At 31.8% G+C, this 21,808-nt stretch carries 24 protein-coding genes and 2 pseudogenes; 19 read left to right on the top strand and 7 right to left on the bottom strand.

Features of this window, described 5'->3' with window-relative positions; all coding sequences use genetic code 11:
• Nucleotides 1–137 precede the first annotated feature (137 nt).
• The 4 genes from DJ93_RS28890 to DJ93_RS34285 all read left to right on the top strand — a co-directional run bounded on the left by DJ93_RS28890 (nt 138) and on the right by DJ93_RS34285 (nt 2,606).
• Nucleotides 138–677 (top strand): GNAT family N-acetyltransferase, encoded by a 540-nt coding sequence (locus DJ93_RS28890; protein WP_042985012.1) that lies wholly within the window; start codon nt 138–140, stop codon nt 675–677.
• Between the two features lie 492 nt (nt 678–1,169).
• Nucleotides 1,170–1,679: a DinB family protein gene (locus DJ93_RS28885; protein WP_042985010.1), complete on the top strand. Its 510-nt coding sequence runs from the start codon at nt 1,170–1,172 to the stop codon at nt 1,677–1,679.
• A gap of 388 nt (nt 1,680–2,067) precedes the next feature.
• On the top strand, nt 2,068–2,247 hold the full coding sequence (locus DJ93_RS34290; RefSeq protein ID WP_042985008.1) for a hypothetical protein: 180 nt from the start codon (nt 2,068–2,070) through the stop codon (nt 2,245–2,247).
• Between the two features lie 107 nt (nt 2,248–2,354).
• On the top strand, nt 2,355–2,606 hold the full coding sequence (locus DJ93_RS34285) for a hypothetical protein (RefSeq protein WP_241484418.1): 252 nt from the start codon (nt 2,355–2,357) through the stop codon (nt 2,604–2,606).
• Between the two features lie 125 nt (nt 2,607–2,731).
• On the opposite strand, the gene DJ93_RS28870 is transcribed toward DJ93_RS34285, so the two are convergent.
• Nucleotides 2,732–3,439, bottom strand: a complete 708-nt coding sequence (locus DJ93_RS28870; RefSeq protein WP_042985168.1) for an IS6 family transposase — start codon at nt 3,437–3,439, stop codon at nt 2,732–2,734.
• A 354-nt stretch (nt 3,440–3,793) separates the two neighbouring features.
• Here DJ93_RS28870 and DJ93_RS34540 point away from each other — a divergent pair, with 354 nt between their 5' ends.
• The 6 genes from DJ93_RS34540 (at nt 3,794) to DJ93_RS28845 (ending at nt 8,771) form a co-directional block, all read left to right on the top strand.
• The gene (locus DJ93_RS34540) at nt 3,794–3,919 is read left to right on the top strand and encodes a hypothetical protein (protein ID WP_259300251.1); all 126 of its coding nucleotides are present in this window, start codon (nt 3,794–3,796) and stop codon (nt 3,917–3,919) included.
• A gap of 133 nt (nt 3,920–4,052) precedes the next feature.
• A complete protein-coding gene (locus DJ93_RS28865) occupies nt 4,053–4,796 on the top strand; it encodes a hypothetical protein (protein ID WP_042985007.1) in 744 nt (247 codons plus the stop codon).
• Nucleotides 4,797–5,030: 234 nt separating this feature from the next.
• Nucleotides 5,031–5,804: a S8 family serine peptidase gene (locus tag DJ93_RS28860; protein ID WP_052109790.1), complete on the top strand. Its 774-nt coding sequence runs from the start codon at nt 5,031–5,033 to the stop codon at nt 5,802–5,804.
• Between the two features lie 537 nt (nt 5,805–6,341).
• Nucleotides 6,342–6,707 carry a hypothetical protein gene (locus DJ93_RS28855; protein ID WP_042985005.1) on the top strand — a complete coding sequence of 122 codons (366 nt, stop codon included), beginning with the start codon at nt 6,342–6,344 and terminating at the stop codon, nt 6,705–6,707.
• Between the two features lie 181 nt (nt 6,708–6,888).
• Nucleotides 6,889–7,059, top strand: coding sequence for a hypothetical protein (locus tag DJ93_RS32980; protein WP_161785281.1), 171 nt, complete (start codon nt 6,889–6,891; stop codon nt 7,057–7,059).
• Between the two features lie 491 nt (nt 7,060–7,550).
• Nucleotides 7,551–8,771 carry an MFS transporter gene (locus DJ93_RS28845; protein WP_042985001.1) on the top strand — a complete coding sequence of 407 codons (1,221 nt, stop codon included), beginning with the start codon at nt 7,551–7,553 and terminating at the stop codon, nt 8,769–8,771.
• A gap of 689 nt (nt 8,772–9,460) precedes the next feature.
• Here DJ93_RS28845 and DJ93_RS35065 read toward each other — a convergent pair.
• The gene (locus DJ93_RS35065; RefSeq protein WP_445530163.1) at nt 9,461–9,634 is read right to left on the bottom strand and encodes a DUF7948 domain-containing protein; all 174 of its coding nucleotides are present in this window, start codon (nt 9,632–9,634) and stop codon (nt 9,461–9,463) included.
• 815 nt (nt 9,635–10,449) lie between these two features.
• On the opposite strand from DJ93_RS35065, the gene DJ93_RS28840 reads away from it, so the two are divergent.
• Nucleotides 10,450–11,292 (top strand): SMP-30/gluconolactonase/LRE family protein, encoded by an 843-nt coding sequence (locus DJ93_RS28840; protein ID WP_042984999.1) that lies wholly within the window; start codon nt 10,450–10,452, stop codon nt 11,290–11,292.
• A 154-nt stretch (nt 11,293–11,446) separates the two neighbouring features.
• Here the strand turns inward: DJ93_RS28840 and DJ93_RS28835 are convergent, their stop codons facing one another.
• Nucleotides 11,447–11,740, bottom strand: a complete 294-nt coding sequence (locus DJ93_RS28835; RefSeq protein WP_052109788.1) for a hypothetical protein — start codon at nt 11,738–11,740, stop codon at nt 11,447–11,449.
• A gap of 82 nt (nt 11,741–11,822) precedes the next feature.
• Between DJ93_RS28835 and DJ93_RS33495 the strand changes: the two genes are divergently transcribed.
• From DJ93_RS33495 to DJ93_RS28810, 7 genes and pseudogenes are all read left to right on the top strand, one after another.
• The gene (locus tag DJ93_RS33495) at nt 11,823–11,987 is read left to right on the top strand and encodes a hypothetical protein (RefSeq protein WP_181969251.1); all 165 of its coding nucleotides are present in this window, start codon (nt 11,823–11,825) and stop codon (nt 11,985–11,987) included.
• 13 nt (nt 11,988–12,000) lie between these two features.
• Nucleotides 12,001–12,090: pseudogene (locus tag DJ93_RS34280) on the top strand (ArpU family transcriptional regulator); the annotation flags it as partial.
• 436 nt (nt 12,091–12,526) lie between these two features.
• Nucleotides 12,527–12,661 (top strand): annotated as a pseudogene (locus DJ93_RS33490) (hypothetical protein); the annotation flags it as partial.
• A gap of 377 nt (nt 12,662–13,038) precedes the next feature.
• The gene (locus tag DJ93_RS28825) at nt 13,039–13,941 is read left to right on the top strand and encodes an Rpn family recombination-promoting nuclease/putative transposase (protein ID WP_042984995.1); all 903 of its coding nucleotides are present in this window, start codon (nt 13,039–13,041) and stop codon (nt 13,939–13,941) included.
• Nucleotides 13,942–14,537: 596 nt separating this feature from the next.
• Nucleotides 14,538–15,269 (top strand): helix-turn-helix domain-containing protein, encoded by a 732-nt coding sequence (locus tag DJ93_RS28820; protein WP_052109786.1) that lies wholly within the window; start codon nt 14,538–14,540, stop codon nt 15,267–15,269.
• On the top strand, nt 15,259–15,867 hold the full coding sequence (locus DJ93_RS29720; RefSeq protein WP_052109784.1) for a GNAT family N-acetyltransferase: 609 nt from the start codon (nt 15,259–15,261) through the stop codon (nt 15,865–15,867). The genes DJ93_RS28820 and DJ93_RS29720 overlap by 11 nt, the downstream gene beginning before the upstream one ends.
• Complete coding sequence (locus tag DJ93_RS28810) at nt 15,851–16,873, top strand: alpha/beta hydrolase family protein (protein ID WP_052109783.1); 1,023 nt, start codon at nt 15,851–15,853, stop codon at nt 16,871–16,873. Before DJ93_RS29720 ends, DJ93_RS28810 begins: the two co-directional genes overlap by 17 nt.
• 557 nt (nt 16,874–17,430) lie before the next feature.
• Here the strand turns inward: DJ93_RS28810 and DJ93_RS28805 are convergent.
• Entirely contained in the window at nt 17,431–17,832 is a 402-nt protein-coding gene (locus DJ93_RS28805) for a PH domain-containing protein (protein ID WP_042984991.1), read from the bottom strand.
• Nucleotides 17,833–18,156: 324 nt separating this feature from the next.
• On the bottom strand, nt 18,157–19,503 hold the full coding sequence (locus DJ93_RS28800; protein WP_042984990.1) for an NAD(FAD)-utilizing dehydrogenase: 1,347 nt from the start codon (nt 19,501–19,503) through the stop codon (nt 18,157–18,159).
• A gap of 302 nt (nt 19,504–19,805) precedes the next feature.
• Here DJ93_RS28800 and DJ93_RS28795 point away from each other — a divergent pair, with 302 nt between their 5' ends.
• Nucleotides 19,806–20,648 carry a polysaccharide deacetylase family protein gene (locus DJ93_RS28795; protein ID WP_042984989.1) on the top strand — a complete coding sequence of 281 codons (843 nt, stop codon included), beginning with the start codon at nt 19,806–19,808 and terminating at the stop codon, nt 20,646–20,648.
• Between the two features lie 124 nt (nt 20,649–20,772).
• Here the strand turns inward: DJ93_RS28795 and DJ93_RS28790 are convergent, their stop codons facing one another.
• Together DJ93_RS28790 and DJ93_RS28785 are read right to left on the bottom strand one after the other, a co-directional pair.
• Nucleotides 20,773–21,003, bottom strand: coding sequence for a hypothetical protein (locus DJ93_RS28790; RefSeq protein ID WP_042984988.1), 231 nt, complete (start codon nt 21,001–21,003; stop codon nt 20,773–20,775).
• Nucleotides 21,004–21,031: 28 nt separating this feature from the next.
• On the bottom strand, nt 21,032–21,682 hold the full coding sequence (locus tag DJ93_RS28785; RefSeq protein WP_241484417.1) for a hypothetical protein: 651 nt from the start codon (nt 21,680–21,682) through the stop codon (nt 21,032–21,034).
• Between the last annotated feature and the right edge of the window lie 126 nt (nt 21,683–21,808).

Raw genomic sequence — 21,808 nt, 5'->3', positions numbered from 1 at the left:
GTGGCTTTGAAATAAAGTTCGATAATTTCTAAAAAAGATTGCTGATTAAGAAAAATATTAAACTGTTTTTCTATAGTATTTCATGTACAATAATTGTAAGAATTTTCATTTGACTATAGGACAGGATGGAGAGAATTATGAACAAAATTCAAGGGGATAAAGTATTTTTAAGATTACTTAGTAGAGAAGACGCGATATTCATATTTGATTCAACAGAAATAGAAGAAATTCGTTTTATGACAGGGACTACGAAACGATTTAAACTTGAAGAAGTTGAAGCACATATTCAAAAAAGTGTTGCTGATCCAACACGTGTAGATTTTGCTGTTTGCCTAAGTGAAACAAATGAAGTCATTGGAGATTTAGCTATTTTAGAAATAGATGAGGAGAATCGAAAAGCGTTTTATCGTATTTCGATGCATAATTTAAACATAGTAGGGAAAGGGTACGGCTCAGAAGCTACTCAACTGGCACTAAGTTATGCATTTGATGTATTACAACTTAATCGTGTCCAGTTAGAAGTATATAGTCATAATCCACGAGGAATTCGTGCATATGAAAAAGCAGGTTTTATACAAGAAGGAAGATTGAGAGAATCGATATTCATTAATAATCAATTTTCTGATGAAATCATTATGAGTGTATTAAAAAGGGATTATGAAAAGCAAAAGAGATAATAAACATAACATTCTTCACCCTTTTGATAATCAAACTTATAAGGGGGAGGACTTGAAAGATAGATGTTCGACATTTTAAATAAGACCACAGAATTTCAGAAATTTATTTTGAGAAATTCAAAACGGTATGTTATTAAGAACAGTCCTTTTATTAAATTATGATAAAAGGACTGTTTTTTTTAGTCATAATAGGCCTAGTGACAAGGTACCTGCTCTAGTCCGCAGTAACATTACCTAATAATAGGGTTTTATATTTTTAAGCGTTAATTGTCCATTCCCTTGCCCCTATACAGTTGTAGATGCAGAGGAATACAAGAAATACAATTTACAAAGATATAAAATTTTCATTATGGGGGTAATTAAGAATCTTAGCTTGATAGCGATGTGGTACTACCCCTTAACGTAGAGTAGTGAAGGAAACCCTTTTTATCGTAGAGAATATATACAGAATAGGAATCTAAGTATGTACTTTCAGGTGAAGGGAGAAATCTCATGGATAAATTTGTGAATGACAAGTTTTATGAAACGAGAAATAACCTATTAAAGGAGATTACTTTATTAAGTGATGCTCAATTCAATAGTAAGCCAGATATAAATAAATGGAGTATAGCACAAGTTTGTCATCACTTAGTTTTATTAGATGAGGCAGCTATAAAAGTTATTTCATTTGGATTAAAAGAGATTGATAGTACCCAAAAAGAGCGTCAAGAAATTCACTCTATATTATTAGATAGAACGAAAAAATTTACAGCTCCAGAAATTCTTGAACCAAGCTTAGAACCATTTGAAGTTCAGCAAATGATTGATTTGTTAAACGATTCGAGAAAAAAATTGATGACTTTTCTTAGTACAATAGAAGATGTATCCATATTAGCGAAAAAATCAGTGAAGCATCCTGCTCTGGGGGAATTACTTCTTGATCAATGGATAGAACTGATATATTTGCATGAACAGCGTCACATAGAACAAATGCAAGAGATAAAACTACTTTTTGAAAGTTGAATAGTATACGAAAGCTCTATCCGATTGGATGGGGCTTTTTATAATAAAATCTAATTATACAGGAGACCAATTTTATTTTCATGATTAGATTTCGATGTAACAAAAAGGTGTTTTACTAATAATGTTACGAATTATTTTTGATACAGTATTTTGTTACAGCTAGTTCAATAGTTAGGATATTTTATATTTTCAAATACAAAACGTAACAAAAACGAACGTTTATGTTACAAATATCACCGAAAAACAACGATTGGTAAAAAATGTATTACTATGACCTAGTTTTACACGTATCTCGGCTGAAACCCCTATAGAAGTCTTAGAAAGCACGTTCAGAAAAATTCAGATATGCTATACTCTTCATATTGGAAAAAGAAAAGGAGATAAGGTAATGAAAGATGTTTATACTTATTTAGAGGAGTTACAAAACGATATATTTAGTTTATCTTTTAATGACATTGAACAAAAGTATTATCAAATTTGTGTACAACTATCAGGGATAGAATATGCACAAGAAATACACACAATTGATATGACACGATATGAAAATTACTTAGAGAAAAATTTATAGAAGTTATTAGTCACTTAGATAATAATATAATAAAGAGTATTTACTTTGAATATGATATAGATAATGATTGGGATGGACAATATTATTTGTGTGAAGAATACTATAATATGGAAGATGATGATGACTGGGCTTGCGAATGGGAAACTTGTTTAGAAGGTCCAAGCTTAAAAAGGTTTAATGAAATTTATAATGTAAGCGGTGGATTTGATGAAACAGATGTTGCAACAGGTGTAACAATCTTTTTAATAGCGCGGACTATAGTTTCTTTTCTAAAGAGTATCTCAAATTATGAGTTGAATATACCGATTTGTATAGGATATCATGATCAAGATCCAATAATGCGTATCAAAAAAGATTGATTTATATTAATTTTAAATATTTATTTGGGATGAAATCTATTTGGTTATTTAGTTAGATAAAGGGTTCTGGTGCAAAGATAAAATAAAAGAGAATATAGCGCATATATTTCTAGCGGAATTGTATTTTATGCTGTTAGCCCAAACAGGTGATGGATGAATTCTTTCGGATTTTGGACAGACTGATACCGTAAATCAAGCTGTTCTTTTTTAATCATATGCATGGCTTCAACACCACTCAATATAGAAGTTGCAGTTTTAAATGACTTAAACCCCAACATAGGACGCACACGTTTCTTAATAAAACGATGACCTTGTCCCACTATATTATTGAGATATCTAACTTGCCTTATCTTTATGCCTTCGGGCATATGTTTCTCTTCTTTCAACGCTTGAATCGCTACAGGATAGGCAGGGTTTTTATCTATTGTTATCACACGAGGTTTAGAAATGTATGAAAAAGCCAAGGCTTTCTTGAAAAAGCGCTTGGCTGCTTGTTTATCCCTTGATTTACTTAGATAAAAACCAATGGTATTCCCTTCTGAATCAACGGCACGATATAAATACATCCATTTCCTTTTCACTTTAATATAGGTTTCATCGACTCTCCATGAATCGTTTGTTGATTTAAGATGATGCCGTATTTTCTCTTCTAATTGAGGTTCATATTGATGAACCCATCGCATAATCGTTGTGTGAGCTATGGATAAGCCTCTTTCCTCCATCATTTCCACCAGGTTACGGAAGCTCAAATTGTACCGTAGGTACCACCTTACTGTTAATAAAATTAGTTCCGGCTGATAATGCTTCCATTTGAACAAATTTTCCTTTTCTATACCGATCACACACCTTTTTTAGAGTAATACTATCAGTATGTCCAAGTTTAAAAGATTACTTGCAAGAGCTTTAGAGTTTTTGCACCAGAACCGGCGGTACTACATAGATGATTTTATTGAATTATTAATAGAGATTCCGTCAGTATTTTGGAATTTACTACACTAAAGGATAATTGACTTTTTAATGTATAAAGAAAAGACACCTTAAGGTGCCTCTTTCTGACTGAATAACCACATGTTAACAAAAAAGAGAATATCTAACAACAAGCGGAAATTATACGCCATGATATTTAGTGATTTAATAAGTATCATACTAACCTTCTCTTGCATTTGTACTTAGGTGAAGTCTAAGGCATGGAATTAACAGTTATTGCAATGACTATAAAAACGATTCCTAAAAACACCATAAATGAGGAAGAAGTAATTAATAATATTGTGCTAAAATTAAAAACCGTCTTATTTAATTTTAGCTTTTTATAATATCGATAGAGTAAAAAACCAAACAGTGTTGAACCTATCCAAATAATTATTCCGTAAGGTGTTGTTAATTTTTTTCAATAGACAACCCAATAAATAGTAAAATCAACTTGAATATAAAAAAGGAGGATTTAAAATGAAGAAATTTGTAAGATTAGTAGGAGCATTGGCGTTAACTCTAATGGTTGGGAGCCCAATGTCTGCATTGGCAGAATCACATCATGGGGGAGAAGCAGAAAATATGACCCCTAAACAGATCGCTAAGCAAGCAATTACAAATTATGATGCTCAAAAATTACAAAAGGCTCCTCAAAAAGCTGAAGATGGTCGATTCATTAATGAAATGATTGTTAATCAGGAAAGAGTGATGACAGAATTAGAGAAAAAAGTTGAAACAGCTAAAGAAAATCAAGAGAAATTCTATTCAATGGATGAAATTTTAAAAGCAAACGCACAGGAATTTGGAATTAGCGAAGATGACATGAATAGAATTAAAAGAAGTATTGCTACTCAGAAAGAGGAACTTTCACAATTACTAGAAGGATTTACTTCACTAGGTGAAGTAAATCATGAGATTGCAATAAAACTTAAAGAAAATCTTGATCAAAAATGGCCAAAATCAGTAATTTATGTAGACCATTCTAAAGACAAACAAGATGGAATTATTTCAGGTGGAGGATTTCCATATTGCTTAGATGATAATGGATGGGGTCCATGGGATTTTATAAGCTCAGACTGCTATAAAGCAATATTGATAAATTTTATTTGTGCATCAGATTCTACTATTGGTAAAATGGACTCGAATATGCGTTATTGCAAAGCATATGTTAAAAACTGTTCTCCTTTAATCGGTCATAGTTCTTATTGGCACACTCATTAATAATGTGAAGATATTCTAAAGGATTGAGGAGAAAATTCATGAAAAAAAAACGCAGCAAGAGCTCTAGCGGTCTTTGTTAGTTGTAGCCTGTTTATTGGGTGTAGTAATCAAACAACGGCTAAAGGCAATGGGAAGCAGGAGGGAAATAAAAATCATCAGGAATACGAAAATCATGAGGGTCATGAAAATCAGGGTTCAGATGAAGGGTTAGGTACAAAAGATCAGCAGGAGGTTATGCAAAAAGATATTAACCATAATCTTCAAAAATGGAATGATGAAAAGATTTATGGTAAGAATATAAAAATTGCTGTTCTTGATACAGGTATTGATAAAAATAGTAGTGATTTGAGTTACATAAAAGGCGTTAATTTCACCAGTGATAATGTCGATGAATTTGCTGATGATAATGGACATGGAACGAAAATTGCTGGTATTATTGGTGCTCGTAAAAATAACCACACGCTTTTAGGGATTGCACCAGAATCAGATTTGTATATCGCTAAAGTAGCTAACGGGAACGGAGATGTAAAGTTTGAAAATCTTGTTAAAGGTATTTATTGGGATATAGAACAAAATGTGGATATTATTAATATTAGTTTAGAGTTTTCAGGTAGAAATGGTGAATTACATGAGGCGGTCAAAAAGGCTAGTGAAAAAAATATAATTGTAGTTTCCTCTTCAGGAAATATTAAACAGGAAGGTGATTCTGGTAACGCTTATCCTGGTGCGTATCCTGAAGTTATTGGAGTAGGAATGCTAAATGTTAAAGGGAAAATCTATGCTGAGGAATTTAAAAAGAAAAAAGTAGATGTATTTGCCCCAGGAGAAGATATATTCTCTTTGTATTTTGATAATAAAATGACTCTTGATACAGGGGTATCATTCGCAACGGCTTATACACCGGGTTATAGTGCCTTGTTAATTCAGAAACATAAAGATAATAATACTCGTTATGATCAAAAACAAATTATATCAGAGTTAAAAAAAGATTTAGAGAAAAAAATGTAAATGACTTTTGTTTTCCTAATAGTTTTATATTTTAATAACAAAAAAGAACTCTTCCAAGAAAGGGAGAGTTCTTTTTTGAGATATTTACCTAGTTTTGATTCAGTTAGCTTATCAGAATTTACTATCTTTACATCTAGGGGTTTCAAATGTACATTTTTTTGTTATGGGGCGTTATAAACTTCTTAAGTTGATGGGTATCGCCACATGCCCATCAAGCTAATATTTTGAGAAACCTCCCATAACGAAATTTTCACCTTTTCACAGTTATTTATAAGAGTTCGGCTCATTTTTTCGTTTTGGGGGCGTTTATTTTTCTTAAGTTGATGGGTGTGTATGGTGCCCCCTATTGGACTAACAGGCAGGTTAGTTGAAGAGTGTTAGTTAACTTGTGTTCAACAATTGGGTCAGATCGCTGAGAAACCCTCTCAAAGAGAGTTAGTTATTTATGTTAAAATATTGCGAGGGAAATCAGGTTCTTAACGATTTTATTAAGTATCAAGCAAAATAATTCAGAAACGAAGAAGGGACAGTACTAACATGGAAAACATATCAAATGTAGATAAATTGGAATCAATAAAATCTTTACAATCGACAATCAGTAAACTCGAAAATGCCTTGTCACAGATGACTCAGAAAGGCGCAAATACTACCTTAGTAAAGAAACGACTCAAAGCTGTTTGCATCGGCTTAGCAATGCTAGAAAACGTTTGGAATCAAAGACCCCATCATTACACCCAGGAAGATTTAACAGAAGCTTGCAATGTTCTTACTGGTTTGCTTCCATCAATTGAGAACATTTATGTTAAGTCAAAGGCTGGTAGTCCCCAAAGAACGCTTTTAGAAAGAAGAATAAAAGCGTTGAAACTAGCTATTCAAGTGATTGACAATCTTTCTAATAAATAACTTATCTAACTAAATAGAGTAACGGGTGCTTTAGTTCAATAAGAATTAAATAACTTTATTATTGATTTTTGAGTACCAATACATTTAAATGGATAGAAATTAAACAACTTTAAAGAGCCTTACTACAATAAAATTATCAAGACCTAAATCGTAAAAAGTCATGAAAAATAAGGGATGATACATGACTAATTCATGGCCAACATCAAATTCATCCGAAAGCTGTTCTTTATTAAGCGCAGCATGGTGGCCAACATCAACACCATGGTCAAAAGCATCCAATATGGTATGGCAGGGCTGGAAGTGTTGGAAGTACTACGAGAACAGTGGAGCATTATTAATAAGAGCCAAATAAAAAATTCTCTTGGATGCAAGAGAATTTTTTATTTGGGAATAGTAAGGATGAGGGGAGGTGCATTACATATGGGAAAAGGTAGAAGTAATAATGCTGGTAAAAAGCAACCGAATTTCGATGATTCATCTAATTTCGCTAAACAAAGCCAACCGACAGAAAAGAAGAAATAAGAAAAGGAGCTCTCTCGATAAAGAGAGCTCCTTTTTAAGATATATTCGGGTTCAGGGGTAGCACCCATGTCCATCAACCTAAGGTTTTAATATACCCCCTAAATGAAAAATTTCTTTCTCTACAGTTAGTTGCCTTGAGAAGTCAGCTTATTTGTAGGCGTTTACTTTTCTTAAGTTGACGGGTATGCGGCTGTACCCCTTTTTGTTTTTTTACACATTGAAGTTTGAATTTTTCGGGATTTTGAATTTATTATATACTAAAAAATAACATTTTCAATTACACTGAAATTAATGAAAATTCAGAAGGAAAGGGTTGATAATTTGAATTCTTGGAAAAATCCTATTCTTTTATTATCAGGAATAGGCATCTCATATTTAGGAAATTGGATTTATTTAATTGCGCTTAATATCGCAATTTTAAATTTAACAGGTTCTGCCACAGCTGTTGCAGGTCTTTATATTATTAGACCAATCGCAATGTTAATCACAAATACTTGGGCTGGAAGTGTAATTGATCGAGTTAACAAAAGAAGTTTAATGATATTTATTGATATTGTTAGAGGAATTTTGATTATCTTAATTCCTTTTATAGGATCGCTAGGGTTTATATATTTATTACTCTTGTTAATTAATATTATAGGTGTATTTTTTGGACCAAGTTCATCTATTTATATCACTAAATTAGTTCCGCCAGAAAATCGTAAAAAATTTAATTCAATAATGAATCTAACTAGTTCAGGTGCCTTTCTAACAGGTCCAGCAATTGCTGGAATTCTTATTATGTATGTTGGTACAGATCTATGTATTATTATTAATGCCATTACTTTTTTGATTTGTGCGTTTTTTATCTACCTTCTTCCTAATGTGGATGAAAATACAGAGGAAATACGAGAACCTATTCATTTGAAAACTATTATTGAAGATTGGAAAACAGTGAGAGATTTCGCTCGGAAAACAAAATATTTCATTATTGTTTATTTATTATTTCAAGGTGCAATGTTAATTGGGTTTGCATTAGATTCACAGGAAGTCACATATATTAAACAAAACTTAAAACTAACTGATAGAGATTACGGAATAATAGTAAGTATAACGGGAATAGGTGCATTAGCTGGAGCGTTTGTCGCAGCAGTTTGTTCTAAAAAAATCCATCTAAAGTTATATATAGGTGCTGGAATGTTACTAACATCCATAGGATATATCTTCTTTTACTCATCCTTTCATTTTATCACCGCAACTTTTTCATTTGCTTTTCTAGGGTTCTTTATATCCTTTGCGAATACAGGGTATGCAACGTTCTTTCAAAATAATGTACCAGTAAAAATCATGGGTAGATTTGGAAGCCTAGCTGATATGATTCAAGGTTTTATACAAATAGTCTTCACACTTCTTTTAGGATTTTTGGCAGAGTGGTTCTCATTACAGCTAATTTGTCTTGTCTTTTCTATTGTTGGTACACTATTTGCTACAATTCTTTTTGTAACAATCTTAATACCCTCAAAAACGAATTATTTTAAAGAAAGTTCAGGTGTTTATCTCTAAATAAAAGTTCATTTTGGGTTTTAAAATACATTTTACGGAGGCTCCTATGGATAGAGAATACAATGATTTAATAAGTGATATTTTTTAAAAGAGTCAGCTGAAAAAGATAACTTTTAAGGAGAAAGGAAAGCTACTATCTTTTGAAAATTTACAAATGGATACATTTCCAAACTTTCAAAACGGGTGTTTTTTCTTTGTTGTATAGAAATTATACATTAATGGACAAAGTGGATGCCCTAAATAATACGAAGAACATTACATACCAAATTGATAATAGCGCAAGCCACCCAAGTATAAGTACGTTGTATTTTAATATTTTCATGATAACGCCTTTTAGAGATAGCATGTGCTATTGAAAGGAGTTTTATTATTTTTTGGACAAAATGGACATTTGATGAGGATGTATATAGGAATTACTGTATTAGGCGCTGTTGTGATCGGTTTAGCGTCGTATTTGTTGTTAAGGGATGATAAAGGGTAACAAAATAAACAAAAATGGAAATGGTTAACAAATTTCTGTTTTTATAGTTTATAGGTGAACATAACTATACCTTAATTTTACATATGTAAATTATTATTGATTATAAGTATATGTCTTTCTGTAAGAATGGAGTGTTCTTCATGTTCATACTGTTTAAGGTCATAGAAACTTGATGCTGGTATTTGTTTACCTTCTATTTCTTGATAACTTACTGGTCGTCATCGATGAGAATTCCATATGGCGTTTCAATCTGAAGATTCCCCTCATCATCCAGGGATAACCCATTTGTTCCCCGATAGGTAAGACGAATATCCTTAATTTTAGCACCCGGTTGGACCATAAACTCATACTTCAATTGACCGTTCCTACCATGAAAGACCAGATCTACTCCAGACTAAATAAAGATTCCGGTAGACTACCTCCTCAGGAGTAAAATGGAATCCTTTTCCAGTTATTTGGCCGCATAATATTGAACTCTGGAATCTAGCTGCTCAACATTAGGGAAAACGGTAAAGGGGAGATTTCCATATTTCTTGCCGATAGCCTGTTTTATTTCTGTAGTAGACACTTTATCAACCCCCTATTTATGGTTAATTTTTTTAGAAAAAAGTAATTAATAATATTATAGATAGTGAAATGGACAAGAGTTCTAGATTCGGAGCCTATTTTTGAACTTAAAAGGAGAAGACAAGAGGGATGTTTTTTAATTTGTATATCAATAAATAAAAAAGTTGCATTCAAATAGCTGTTATGAAGATGCATTTATTTTATTAATTATATATCCTTATACAACAAAATATAGAAAATGATAACCATTGTCTCTTTTAAATAAAGTCAAGGTGTTTTGCCCCTTTAAATCTGTTTATCTAAAGGGGGATAGTGAAAAGAAGATTTGAATTGAAAGGCGGATTAAGATTCATGGTGTATATTTGATATTCGAATATATATGAGTACAGACTCCAATATTTTTTTCTTGTTTATTATGTGTATTGGATACATGTAGGTTTAACTGAATGGATGGAGAAATCATCTATATCGCAAATGAGTAATAAATCTTAATGTACTTTTTTACTAGCGGATTAATGAATATTGGAATGGAATCTCTTATTGAGTAAGAATTTGTAACCTAGGAGGTGTATATTAAATATTATCCTTTAAAATCAAAAAGTGATTTGATAGGAAAGGAAATTTTAAATCATGGGTTTTGAATCATTAAAGAGAAAAATGCTAACTACACCACATGGATTTACTGCTGGAATAGAAGGTCCTTCATGTGACAAAAACGGGAATATTTACGCTGTTAATTTTAAAAGAAGAGGTACGATTGGCAAAGTAACCCCAACTGGAGGTAGTAAAGTCTTTATTGAACTGCCTAAGAATAGTATCGGAAGCGGGACACGTATTGATCGTAATGGAACTTTGTTCATTGCAGATTATGTTAATCATAATATATTCGCAGTTAATATTGAAACAAAAAAAATAAGCGTGTTTGCTCATAACTCTGCTATGAACCAGCCTAACGATTTAGCGATAACCGATCAAGGTGTTTTATTTGCTAGTGATCCCAACTGGAGCGAATCAACGGGACAATTATGGCGTATTGATAAAAATGGGGTCACTCATTTATTAGAAACCAATATGGGAACGACGAATGGAATTGAAGTGAGTCCTGATGAAAAAAAACTATATGTAAATGAATCAGTACAAAGAAAAATATGGGTATATGATCTATCAAGTAATTACGAATTAAGTAATAAACGTCTATTTATAGAGTTTACCGATTTTGGACTTGATGGAATGCGTTGTGATATGGCCGGAAATTTGTTTGTAACGCGCATTGGCAAAGGTGTGGTGGCAAAGATATCACCTGATGGTCATCTTCTAAGTGAAATTCATCTAGATGGGAAAAAATGCAATAATATCACGTTTGGAGGACCTGATGGAAAGACCAGTTATGTGACAGTAGCTGATACAGGAAACATTCAAACGTTTGAAACAGATGTACCCGGAAGGTGTTGGAGTTTACTACATGATAGATAAGAAGGTGCTGGTGCAAAATTGATGAGATTCCCTATTTAAGTTATCAGGTGGAAAGACTCCCTGCACATTGTGCGGGGATTTTTCATAAAGAAAAGACACCCTAAGGTGCCCTCCTCCAACTTGAACCACTTTACTATTTAAGTAATCTAATGGTTTACCTTTGATCCTTAAATCCCCAACCGGAGACTAAGTAGTTTTGAGTTTTGTTTATTGTAACATGAATTTTCTTTTTCTTATCGTTTTTAGCATAACCTTCTACTTCAATAAAACCTTCACGCATCCCATGTAAAATATCAACTTTAGTAACTATAAGATCTATATTTTCTTTAGTTTTCATGTGGTTTATTGCTACTTTTGAAGCTTTATCTTGAGTGATATTTTTGTTGTACATTGTGTAAGATAAGTATCCTATTATTAATAATAAAATTGTAAAAATAGCAATATTTATCTTTTTTTGTCTTATTCAATATTTTTCCTCTTTAAAAAATATTTATTATATAACTATAAGTCTTTTTTAGGGGGATGGAAATATGGGTAGTTCAGTTTCAGAAAAAAGCCTTTCTCATTTGGCTACTAGTAGTTACGGTGATGCTTTTACAGAAGTTGTGGAATTTGGTAATCATAAAGAGGTTTGGAAACCTGTAGAAATAGATGGTGCAGTTTTTCATAACGCAAAAAATAGCTTTGCTGCTTGAGATTTAGGACCATATGGAACAATTATCTTTATTACCAGCAATCGATAGAGAAACAGAAAAACAGGTTCAAAAAGAAGTAGTGAAAATTTTTAAAGAATACCGTGAAGATTAATTTTTAAAGCGGGGCGCACACCTTCACGGGCTAGACTGAAATTCACATAGTTGCGAATACTGCAACTTGGACCGACAAAAAACGCACGCGAAGGCTTGTTTCCTTGTGTTCGTAGCCACCACTAGGAACAGCCAATTTCTTCGCCGTTTCTTATGATATAGTTATCTTTGTTCGTTTTATCATATACATGTAAGCTGCATCCCTTCGGCTGTATTGTTTTGGCTTTTATAAAAGATTAAAACATACTGATGTAAATAGGGAAATAGATTGATTTTATATGGTTCTAATTAGAATTTAAATAGATGCCTAATCCATTTTTACCAGGTTTCTAACAAGTTTAATTTATCTCTAACACGCTAAATAAATATATACGGGGGGAGTCATGAGTTCCGAAAGAGCAACTGTAACTTCGAGTATAGACAATACAATTCATAAACTAGATGGAAATCCTGCAGGCACATTAAAAAGAACATTAGAAACGAGACATCTTACTATGATTGCTATAGGTGGATCTATTGGTACAGGATTATTCGTTTCTAGCGGTACATCCATTCAAATGGCTGTATGTATTACGTAACAATTGTAGAAATGGCTTTTTTATATTCAATTGGATCATCCTTTTATAAAAAAGTTTGATAATTTTTGTGATTCTTTCCTGCTTTTTCATAAAGATCCTTGTAAGTTTCCATACTCATGCAAGGATTTTTATTTACTTGTTTAGGTAAACTAACTGACACTTTCATATTGTTGCTTCCCCAAGACTAAATACTAAATTACATTGGATCTTTTCTGCATTTAATACAACTAAGTACTTCATACCTTTTGCAATACCAACAAAAAAAGATTACATATGAGATAGCCTAAGAACCGATTTGCATGTTCCACCTTCTTTTATGTACAATGAGAACAAGAGATGATATAGACAGAGAGAGGAAATCCATGTCCACTAAATTAGTAAATTTACGTATTGATTTTGCTTTTAAACAGTTGTTCGGCACGAAAGGGAATGAAGAGATTTTGATTGGTTTCCTAAACGCCATTTTAGAAGAATCTTTAGATGAGCCAATTGTTACTTTGCAATTGGAAGACCCGCATCTTCATAAATCTTATGAGGATGATAAATTATCTATTTTAGATTTATTAGCAACATTAGAAAATGGAACGCAAGTGAATATAGAAATTCAGCTTCGAAATACCCATGATATGGTCAAGCGTTCCTTATATTATTGGTCCAAATTGTATACGTCTCAAATGCAAGAGGGAATGCCATATCGTTCACTTCGCAAAACAATCACCATTAATTTGTTAGATTTTATACTATTTTCTAATGATGAATCTTTCCATGCAATTGGGCAATTATGGAATGAGAAAGTACAACGAATTTTAAGTGATGATATTGAAATCCATTTTGTTGAGATTCCCAAACTGGTGAAACAATGGCGTGAAGAAAAAGTGAATCCTTGGGAAAATGCATTTGTACGCTGGATGTTATTATTACCAGCACATGAAGACGAACATTTAACTCAAACATTGGAGGAGATTGCAATGAATCAAGATCCAATTTTACAAAAGGCAATGAATAAATGGGAGAATATGAGCCACGATTCTTCTTTCCGAACAGCTTATGAAGCACGTGAAAAAGTACTTCTAGATGAACAAGCTAAAATAGCTCACGCTCGCGAAGAGGGCTTAGAGGAAGGGTTAGAAAAAGGAAGAGAAGAAGGCATTGAGCAGGGGAAAATTCAATTAATTCGTGGTATGCACAAAAATGGCATGTCATTAGAGGACATTGCAAAATTCACAGGTCTAAATACAGAGGAAATACGAAAATTATTATTATAATACACATAATAAAAAGCTTTGCGACAAATTACGCAAGGCTTTTTATAGTTTTTTATGGTAATGATAAGGTTTTGATTAGAAAGGTCAATAAATGGTGAAGGAACGTAATCCCGAAAGGCTTAGTAATTGATAATTGAAAAGTCAAAATACAACTTGATTATAGCTTTAATTGGAATATAAAGTATTGGTTCAGGGTGCGCGTCACTATGAATCAGATGATAAATGATTCGAATCTTTTACAGCTGACACAGGTATTAAAGTCAATATTGTAAAAGGGAAAGCAGAAGAATTAATTTAAATGTAAGGTTTATAAATTTAATATTTATCCCCAGATACTTAATCAAGAACATTGATGAATACAGGAAGAGGAAGGTACAATTTCTTCTTACTGTGTAACTACTACGTTTGGTAGTGGTTCACTGTTAATCGTGTTGAGAACCACTACGGATTTTTTCGAGTGGTTCTTTTTGTTTTGTGCTTGTTTTAATAAAGAGTAAACTAATTAATTTTATTATTTATAAACAGAAAAAGAATTTTTTTATTTTGACATTAGGGGAACCCTATAGTTTATATTTGAAATAGAAAAGGGGGATGGCATGAAAGGAACAATTACAATAAACCAATTGGCTAGAATTTTTAAAATCAGTCATCATCAAATAAGATATTACGAAGAAAAAGGACTATTGTTTCCGTCCTATGTAGATAAGAATAAGTATAGAAGATATGCTCTTAAAGAAATTTATCAACTTGCTCAAATACTAATGTTAAGAAATTTAAATCTTTCAGTAGCTCAAATAAAAGATATATTTACAACATACCAAAAAAGTGAATATCTGAATCTATTAAAGGAAAAATCCTATGAAATTATTGATGAAATCAACAGGTTAACAGAAATTCAACAATCTATAGAATATCATATGGATAACTTGACAAAAGAAAAGATAGATTCTACAAAGCATGTCGAAAATATCAATTTAAAAAAAATCATTACATTAAGAACAGATGAGAATTTAACTGCGAAAGATGTTTTTGAGATGAAGTTACCTATTCTATTGTTTGATAATGATATCTTTTATGTTTTTGAAGAAAATACGTATCACTTATGTGTAAAAACAGATGGTAATACGGATTTTGTTATTAAAAAGGGGATGTATAAATCATTATATATACATGGAGGAACGGATGAGGAATTTGAGGAACAGTTATTCGCTATTATCGCTAAAGAGAACTTTCCGATATATGCCATAGAATCTTCAAAGGAAATTTTTATTAGTGGTGACATTCTTGAATTAGAAATTCTAATCCGGGTAAAGGATGATGATAATTAAAGAAATCGATAAATATGACAAAAACAAAGAAGTTATGCTTTTGAGAGAATCATTTATCTCCAAATGGAAAAAAATTTTAGGGACAAATGATAATCATAAAATAGATATGTATTTAGAATCATATAATCTAACTACAGAAAAACGATTTTCAGTGATTGATGGTGATAATGGAATTGTTGGTGTTTTTGGAGTAAATGCTTTGAATTTTTCCGAAAAGAACTTTAATAGCAAGAATAAGGATAGGGATTTTCCTTTTTGGGAGAAACTTAGATGGCAGTTAGGAATGTGGTTACTTTATACTAAGCCTCAAAAAGATGTTCTATATTTAAGCTTTTTTGCAATTAATAAGAAATTTCGCGGTAAAGGATATGGGAGAAAAATTTTAGATGAAGTGATAAAAATAGCAAAATGTGAAAATAAAAGTACAGTAAAGCTTTATGTGTCTCAAACGAATGAAATTGCTATACACTTGTATCAGCGCTATGGTTTTAAAATACACAAAACAGAAAGGTATTTATTAACAAAATGGTTCTTAGGAGAAGAAAATTGGTTAGTAATGAAAAAGAAAGTTGAGGAAAGCGATGACAAAAATAATTAAAAGCATCACAATAATATTATGTATTGTGATTACTTCTCTAGTTATTTACGGAGTTTATAAAAATACGTTTAATATAAATTTAAAAGAAGTAACAATAAAAACATCAAAAAATGAGTTGCACGGTATTGTGTCAATGCCTGAAAATACAGATAAAAAACCTGGTTTAGTTATATTCATTCATGGAGATGGGCCGGCAGACGCGAGTTATCAAGAGGGGTACTATTCTGCATGGGAAGTGTTGAACAAAAATGGATTTGCAACACTATCATGGGATAAACCGGGAATCGGAAAATCTTCAGGTGACTGGTTAAATCAATCAATGGAAGATCGTGTAAAAGAAACGAAAGAGGCGATTCATTGGGCTAAGAACAACCTAGATATAGATGAAAGTAAAATCGGTGTATGGGGAGCTAGTCAAGGAGGATGGGTACTCCCAAAAGTTATGAATGAAGAAAAGTTAGTTTCGTTCGGAATTGCAGTGTCTCCAGCTATAAATTGGATGCAACAAGGGGAATATAATACGGTTGCTTCAATGAAAAAAGAAGGGAAAACTAAGAAAGAAATTGATAGAAAATTAAAACAAAGAAATGAAATAAATAAATTGTTGGAAGAAGAAGATGTTGAAAAAGCATACAATAAATATCAAGAAATGGAAAAAAATAAAGGGAATATTTCATTATCCCGTTGGACGTTTATTCGTACGAATATGAATGTAGATGCAACCGAGGAATTTAAAAAAATAAATAAAAGGTTATATTTGATTGTTGGAGGGCAAGACATTAACGTTGACGTCGACAATACAATTGAAGGGTATTCTAAAAATGTAAATTCGAAATTATTAGATATAAAGAAATTACCTAATGCAGACCATTCGATGGTTTTAAAGGAGTATATTGACATGGGGGTTGGGAGAATGATTTTGGCAATACTTAACCCTCGAGTAGTTATAGATCCTGGATATCTAGAAAAGTTACAAGAAATTTCTAAAACCGAAAAATTAAGATGAGTATTTTATTGTTTTTAGTTATAAGGAAAAGCGTATAAGATGAAGAAAATTAAAAATCTATTTTTATTACACCGCTTTGTTGTTGAGCGGTGTTTTATGTTTTTGAAGAATTAAAAGAAAATGAATTTATTGTAACCCCACTCACGAATATTTAGACTTTTAACGTCTTTGTTTTGATGACTACAATTGGAACATCGAATGTCTTTGATACAACAGGTACCGTTTAATCCTTTTGAAATTTCTAGCGATACAATCACTAAAGAGAAGGGAGTATAGAGTTGTACCAATAGTTTTTGAGATATTTGTAAAGCGTTAGGGGGAACAACTTTTAATATCGCTAACCAAGAGACATATAATCATATTATGGAAGATGCTAATGTATATATTGCTCATAAGCATTTAGTATGATAAAGAGCTATTGAAGGGACAAACAAAACAAATATCTACTCATCAAAAAGAGGCGTTCTATAAGCCTCTTTTTTTATTGAAAAACAAGAATGGATGAGTTTACTTTTTAATAAAATTGAACAAGACACACTCATATTTGTCTCTTATCTTTAATTATACTTCTCTTCTAATTTTATTAGGTTCTTCTTCTGATTCGATAAACCTATTGTAAAACTATTTGCTTTAATTACAATATCTCCCTTGTTACCTGTTGAAGTGACAGTTATCTTAGTCCTAATCAATCCTCTCTTAACTTTAACACTTTCTATATCCCTCATGTCTATACACTTGATATTACCAGTGAACTTACCACTCATTGCTATTTCTAATACCATAAGTCTTTTGTTAGTAAAACATATGATTAAATGTTCAAGGTCTACCAACGCTCCAAAACCATATTTAAAATATTCGGATGCTGATGGTGTTGTATAGGAGTAGAAATAGTAAAAATAAGTTTCACCCTCAATTTTTAATTCTTCGAATAAATCATCTAAATATTTGTTCGATAACATCTTAATACCCCTTTCTTATATGAGCCTAACTATTACGTTAGAAGTCTTTTATAGCAATACATCTTTTCCGTTACAATTTTAAACATATCATCTGTGAACTCGATCTTCCATAATAAACCAATATTTTGATTTACTCTTTTTTTAAAACGGTACTAGGGTGTTTAAAAATCACGACTTTTTCGAAAAAAATGAAACGTTATAGCTATATGGTGGTGATACTAATCTAGAAACGTAACTTTCTCAACATTCGAAATATAGAGAGTATGTTAACGTGAAACTCTAAACTACTTAGTCAGTAATAATACAATGTTCATATCTTTATGATTAGGGTATCGAACTATCAGATAAACATTTTCCTACATATAGGCCATTTGCTGCTGCTTGAGATAATGAATGAGTAACACCTGAACAATCTCCAATCAAATACAATCCTTTCATAGGTGTCTCAAACTGTTCATTGATTTCAATCATAGGAGCATAAAATTTCCCATCAATTCCATATAGTAAAGTATCTTTATCAATAGGTTCTTCAATAAATTGTTCTAAACGTAGCAAAAATTCTTTGAGTCCTTCAATATATAATTGCGGAATTTCTTTGTTAAGGTCTCCATAATCCCCATATAGTGTAGGTTGTATATGATTATGTTTCATCATTTTTTCCACTGTAGGTTGTCCCTTCAATAAATCCTCCAAACGCTGTACAACAATTCGATCTCGCCCTTGGTTAATTCCTTTTATAATTGTACTTGCGTATAAATTTGCTTCTGTGAGAGTAGGAAAATAACGTGGGATAAACAACGTGAAATTTAAATTGGAAGTGCCGTTTTTTTGTTCTCGAAAATTTTGTCCATCAGGCATAACTAAATCCTCTTCATACTTACGAATAATACGTCCTTTGGGGTTCATACAGTAAGTAGTTGCTGTGAAATTATCATGTTGATAAGAGAGTTTTGTTTCAAATGTGTCTTTTAATATTGAGCGTAATTGATGTTCTTTCATCTCTACTCGAATACCTAGGTCTACACGAGTTTGCTCCTGTGCAATTTCAAGTGAAGAGCACATTTCTTTTAACCAATCCACCCCGGAGCGTCCAGTTGCAAATACTAATTGCCTAGAATGAAATATCCCTTGATTTGTAGTTATTTTAAAATGTTCTTTCTGTTTAACGATATGTTGTACATCTATATGAAATCGGATATCTATCTTGTTAAGTAAAAATTCATAGAGTTGCTGAAAAATGTCGGTCGAAAGTGTAGTTCCTAGATGCCTTACTTGTGTTGTTAGCATTTGTAAACCACATGATTCGGCTCTTTTGGTGAGATTTAGATTTTCTGTAGAGTATTTTAGAACTGAATTTCCACCAAAACGACATAGGATCTCATCTACTTCGTTCATTAGTTTTATAAAAACTTCTTTACCTATTTTTTGCTCTAGTTCACCTCCGAATCCGTTTGTGTAATTAAATTTCCCTTCAGATTTTCCTAGACCACCAAAACCAAAGTATTTATCACATGCATTGCAGTTACATAAATTCCCTTGTTCTAAAGGACAATTTCGTTGTTCTAATGGTTTGCCTTTATCAAGAATTAAAATATTTTTGTTGCTTTGAGCTAATGCATAAGCCATAAAAACAGCACTTACTCCAGCACCGATGATTGTAACATCATACATATTTTTTTCACCTACTATTGAATAGTTTGTTTGCTATTTTCCTAGTGTATAACAAGTTTTCGAAGTTGGGAAATACCTTACCTTTATTAGAGTGGTAAACGCTTTTTCATTTCAAATGTTATTAAAGGATGAATACAATCGATTATTCTTTAATTGATTTCGACATTATCTGCATTTTATCTTTATCTTTCTCTATTAATCTATTTATTGTAAGAACCGGTTGAAGAAAGTGAACCATCTAATAAAGGTTCAGCTTTATAAACAATTAATATAAAAATCAATAGAGAAAGGGTAGCTAAATAATGAAAAAATCACGGAGTAAGAATAAAACAAGTAGAATAATTAAAATAGTAATACCACTAGGAGTTGTTCTAGCAACGGCATTTTACATGTTCTTTTTAAGTGGAACTTTCAGTTCCACTTCTGCGAAAGGGATGGCCAAAGAAAGTGCTAAACAAGTAAATACACAACAACAAGAAAAGAGTAATGAAACATCACTGCCAAGACAAAAAAGACCCGATGGAAAACCGGTAGGAAAAGTAGTTTACTTAACATTTGATGACGGTCCTAGCACATTAACAGGGCAATTTTTAGATGTACTAAAGGAGCAAAATATTAAAGCAACATTTTTTATGCAAGGAAGTAATTTGCAAAATACGAGTTTTCAGGAAAATGTAAAACGAGCAGTAAAAGAGGGGCATTATATTGGTGCACATAGTATGACACATAATAGTGATAATCTATACAAAAAAGGACAATTTGTACCAGAGATGAAAGAAACGTTAGCTCTTATCCATGATATTACAGGTACAAACCCTAAATTAGTTCGCCCACCGTATGGTTCTGCACCAGGATTAAATAATGAAGAAATTCGTAATCAAATTGTAGAAGCTGGAATGAAGGTTTGGGATTGGACAATTGACTCTAATGATTGGAAATTAAAAGATAATCCAAACCAAATTATAGAAAATGTAAAGAAGACAACGACAGAAGAGGTAGAAGTTATTCTGATGCACGAAAAACCACAGACGTTACAAGCACTGCCGGAAATCATTACATTTTATAAGGAAAAAGGATATGAATTTGGTGTATATAATGATACGGATCATTTTTATCTGAATTTCCAAAAAGACCACCGATTGTAATATAACAGGCATAAAAATACATCCTTATAAAATAATTCCGTAAAATTACAATTTTAAAACAAAAAACCACTCTTTCAGGCCATTATAAGCCGAGAAAGAGTGGTTTTCTTAATAAAGTACTTCTCTATTTTTTATCATTCTTTAATTTTTCTATTACTCTATCAATAGTTTTCATATTTGCTAACCAAAAAATACTTACAAGAAAATAATATATTCCCATGATCGATAAATTATCTGATAAGTTTCCCCATATAGGTTTCGATAAAATAAAATTCCCCCAGATAACAGATACTGTGAAATATGTAAAAGGAGTAACTAAATATACCATTATATATAAAAATTTATGAACATTCACCAGTTAATCCTCCTTTTAAATGTATTTATCAACCATATTGATAAGTACATTTACCACCATAATAAATAAGAGTTCCTGCTAATCCAACTGCGTTAGAACCAACTGCAAACTTAACTAATAACTTAGCTGCTTCTTTATAAGTCTTTTTCTGAAGATATGTCCACAATCCGCCTTCTAGAGCTGCTGTAACAGCTGCTACTCCAAAATGATCTTTTATAGCATCAATCATACAATCTGTCCATGCACTTCGTTTATGTCTCTTCCACAAATCTGTAGCTTTATCGGAATTCAATTCTCCAACAATAGTAATATTATTTTTTAAATTGTTAGCAAAGTCAGAGCCATATTTACTTTCAATTTTATTAAAATCAAAAGTTCTTTCGCCATTTTGAATTATTAGTGCTTCTTCATTTAAAAACTTTAATTGCTCAGCTATTTCAGTTATCTGTTTTTCTTCTTCTAATGATTGAACTGAAACTGTTGATGTTGTAGCAGATGCAGAAAAACTAGGCATAACAAAACCAATCCCTATAGATAACGCTAACGAAGTACATAAAAACTTTCTTTTAAATCCCATTCTCATAATCACTCTTTTTCTATTTTTATACTTATACAGCAACAGCGGTAAAAATAATCCGTATATACATTTATAAGGATTATGTAAATTGTATTGAATCATAGTTTTTTACATCTCACAGAATGTAGGGCCCTTACAGCTCTATTAAAACACTGAGGTTTTAATAAGTAAATGAAAAAACTGTATTTGTAACTTTTTGTAACCTTAATACGCAGATATAGGCTAATA

Origin of the sequence: Bacillus clarus, from assembly GCF_000746925.1 — a bacterium.
GTDB classification, from domain to species: Bacteria; Bacillota; Bacilli; order Bacillales; family Bacillaceae_G; genus Bacillus_A; species Bacillus_A clarus.
This window is presented reverse-complemented; position numbering and strand designations above follow the sequence as displayed.

Excerpts from the sequence above, each read along its gene's own strand:
- DJ93_RS34290 (WP_042985008.1), top strand. The coding sequence starts at position 2,068 with ATGAAAGATGTTTATACTTATTTAGAGGAGTTACAAAACGATATATTT.
- DJ93_RS28820 (WP_052109786.1), top strand. The coding sequence starts at position 14,538 with ATGAAAGGAACAATTACAATAAACCAATTGGCTAGAATTTTTAAAATC.
- DJ93_RS34285 (WP_241484418.1), top strand. The coding sequence starts at position 2,355 with ATGGAAGATGATGATGACTGGGCTTGCGAATGGGAAACTTGTTTAGAA.
- DJ93_RS28890 (WP_042985012.1), top strand. The coding sequence starts at position 138 with ATGAACAAAATTCAAGGGGATAAAGTATTTTTAAGATTACTTAGTAGA.
- DJ93_RS32980 (WP_161785281.1), top strand. The coding sequence starts at position 6,889 with ATGACTAATTCATGGCCAACATCAAATTCATCCGAAAGCTGTTCTTTA.
- DJ93_RS34540 (WP_259300251.1), top strand. The coding sequence starts at position 3,794 with ATGGAATTAACAGTTATTGCAATGACTATAAAAACGATTCCTAAAAAC.
- DJ93_RS28885 (WP_042985010.1), top strand. The coding sequence starts at position 1,170 with ATGGATAAATTTGTGAATGACAAGTTTTATGAAACGAGAAATAACCTA.
- DJ93_RS28855 (WP_042985005.1), top strand. The coding sequence starts at position 6,342 with ATGGAAAACATATCAAATGTAGATAAATTGGAATCAATAAAATCTTTA.
- DJ93_RS28810 (WP_052109783.1), top strand. The coding sequence starts at position 15,851 with ATGACAAAAATAATTAAAAGCATCACAATAATATTATGTATTGTGATT.
- DJ93_RS28785 (WP_241484417.1), bottom strand. The coding sequence starts at position 21,682 with ATGATTCAATACAATTTACATAATCCTTATAAATGTATATACGGATTA.
- DJ93_RS28800 (WP_042984990.1), bottom strand. The coding sequence starts at position 19,503 with ATGTATGATGTTACAATCATCGGTGCTGGAGTAAGTGCTGTTTTTATG.
- DJ93_RS29720 (WP_052109784.1), top strand. The coding sequence starts at position 15,259 with ATGATAATTAAAGAAATCGATAAATATGACAAAAACAAAGAAGTTATG.
- DJ93_RS28860 (WP_052109790.1), top strand. The coding sequence starts at position 5,031 with ATGCAAAAAGATATTAACCATAATCTTCAAAAATGGAATGATGAAAAG.
- DJ93_RS28865 (WP_042985007.1), top strand. The coding sequence starts at position 4,053 with ATGAAGAAATTTGTAAGATTAGTAGGAGCATTGGCGTTAACTCTAATG.
- DJ93_RS28825 (WP_042984995.1), top strand. The coding sequence starts at position 13,039 with ATGTCCACTAAATTAGTAAATTTACGTATTGATTTTGCTTTTAAACAG.
- DJ93_RS28795 (WP_042984989.1), top strand. The coding sequence starts at position 19,806 with ATGAAAAAATCACGGAGTAAGAATAAAACAAGTAGAATAATTAAAATA.
- DJ93_RS28840 (WP_042984999.1), top strand. The coding sequence starts at position 10,450 with ATGGGTTTTGAATCATTAAAGAGAAAAATGCTAACTACACCACATGGA.
- DJ93_RS28805 (WP_042984991.1), bottom strand. The coding sequence starts at position 17,832 with ATGTTATCGAACAAATATTTAGATGATTTATTCGAAGAATTAAAAATT.
- DJ93_RS33495 (WP_181969251.1), top strand. The coding sequence starts at position 11,823 with ATGGGTAGTTCAGTTTCAGAAAAAAGCCTTTCTCATTTGGCTACTAGT.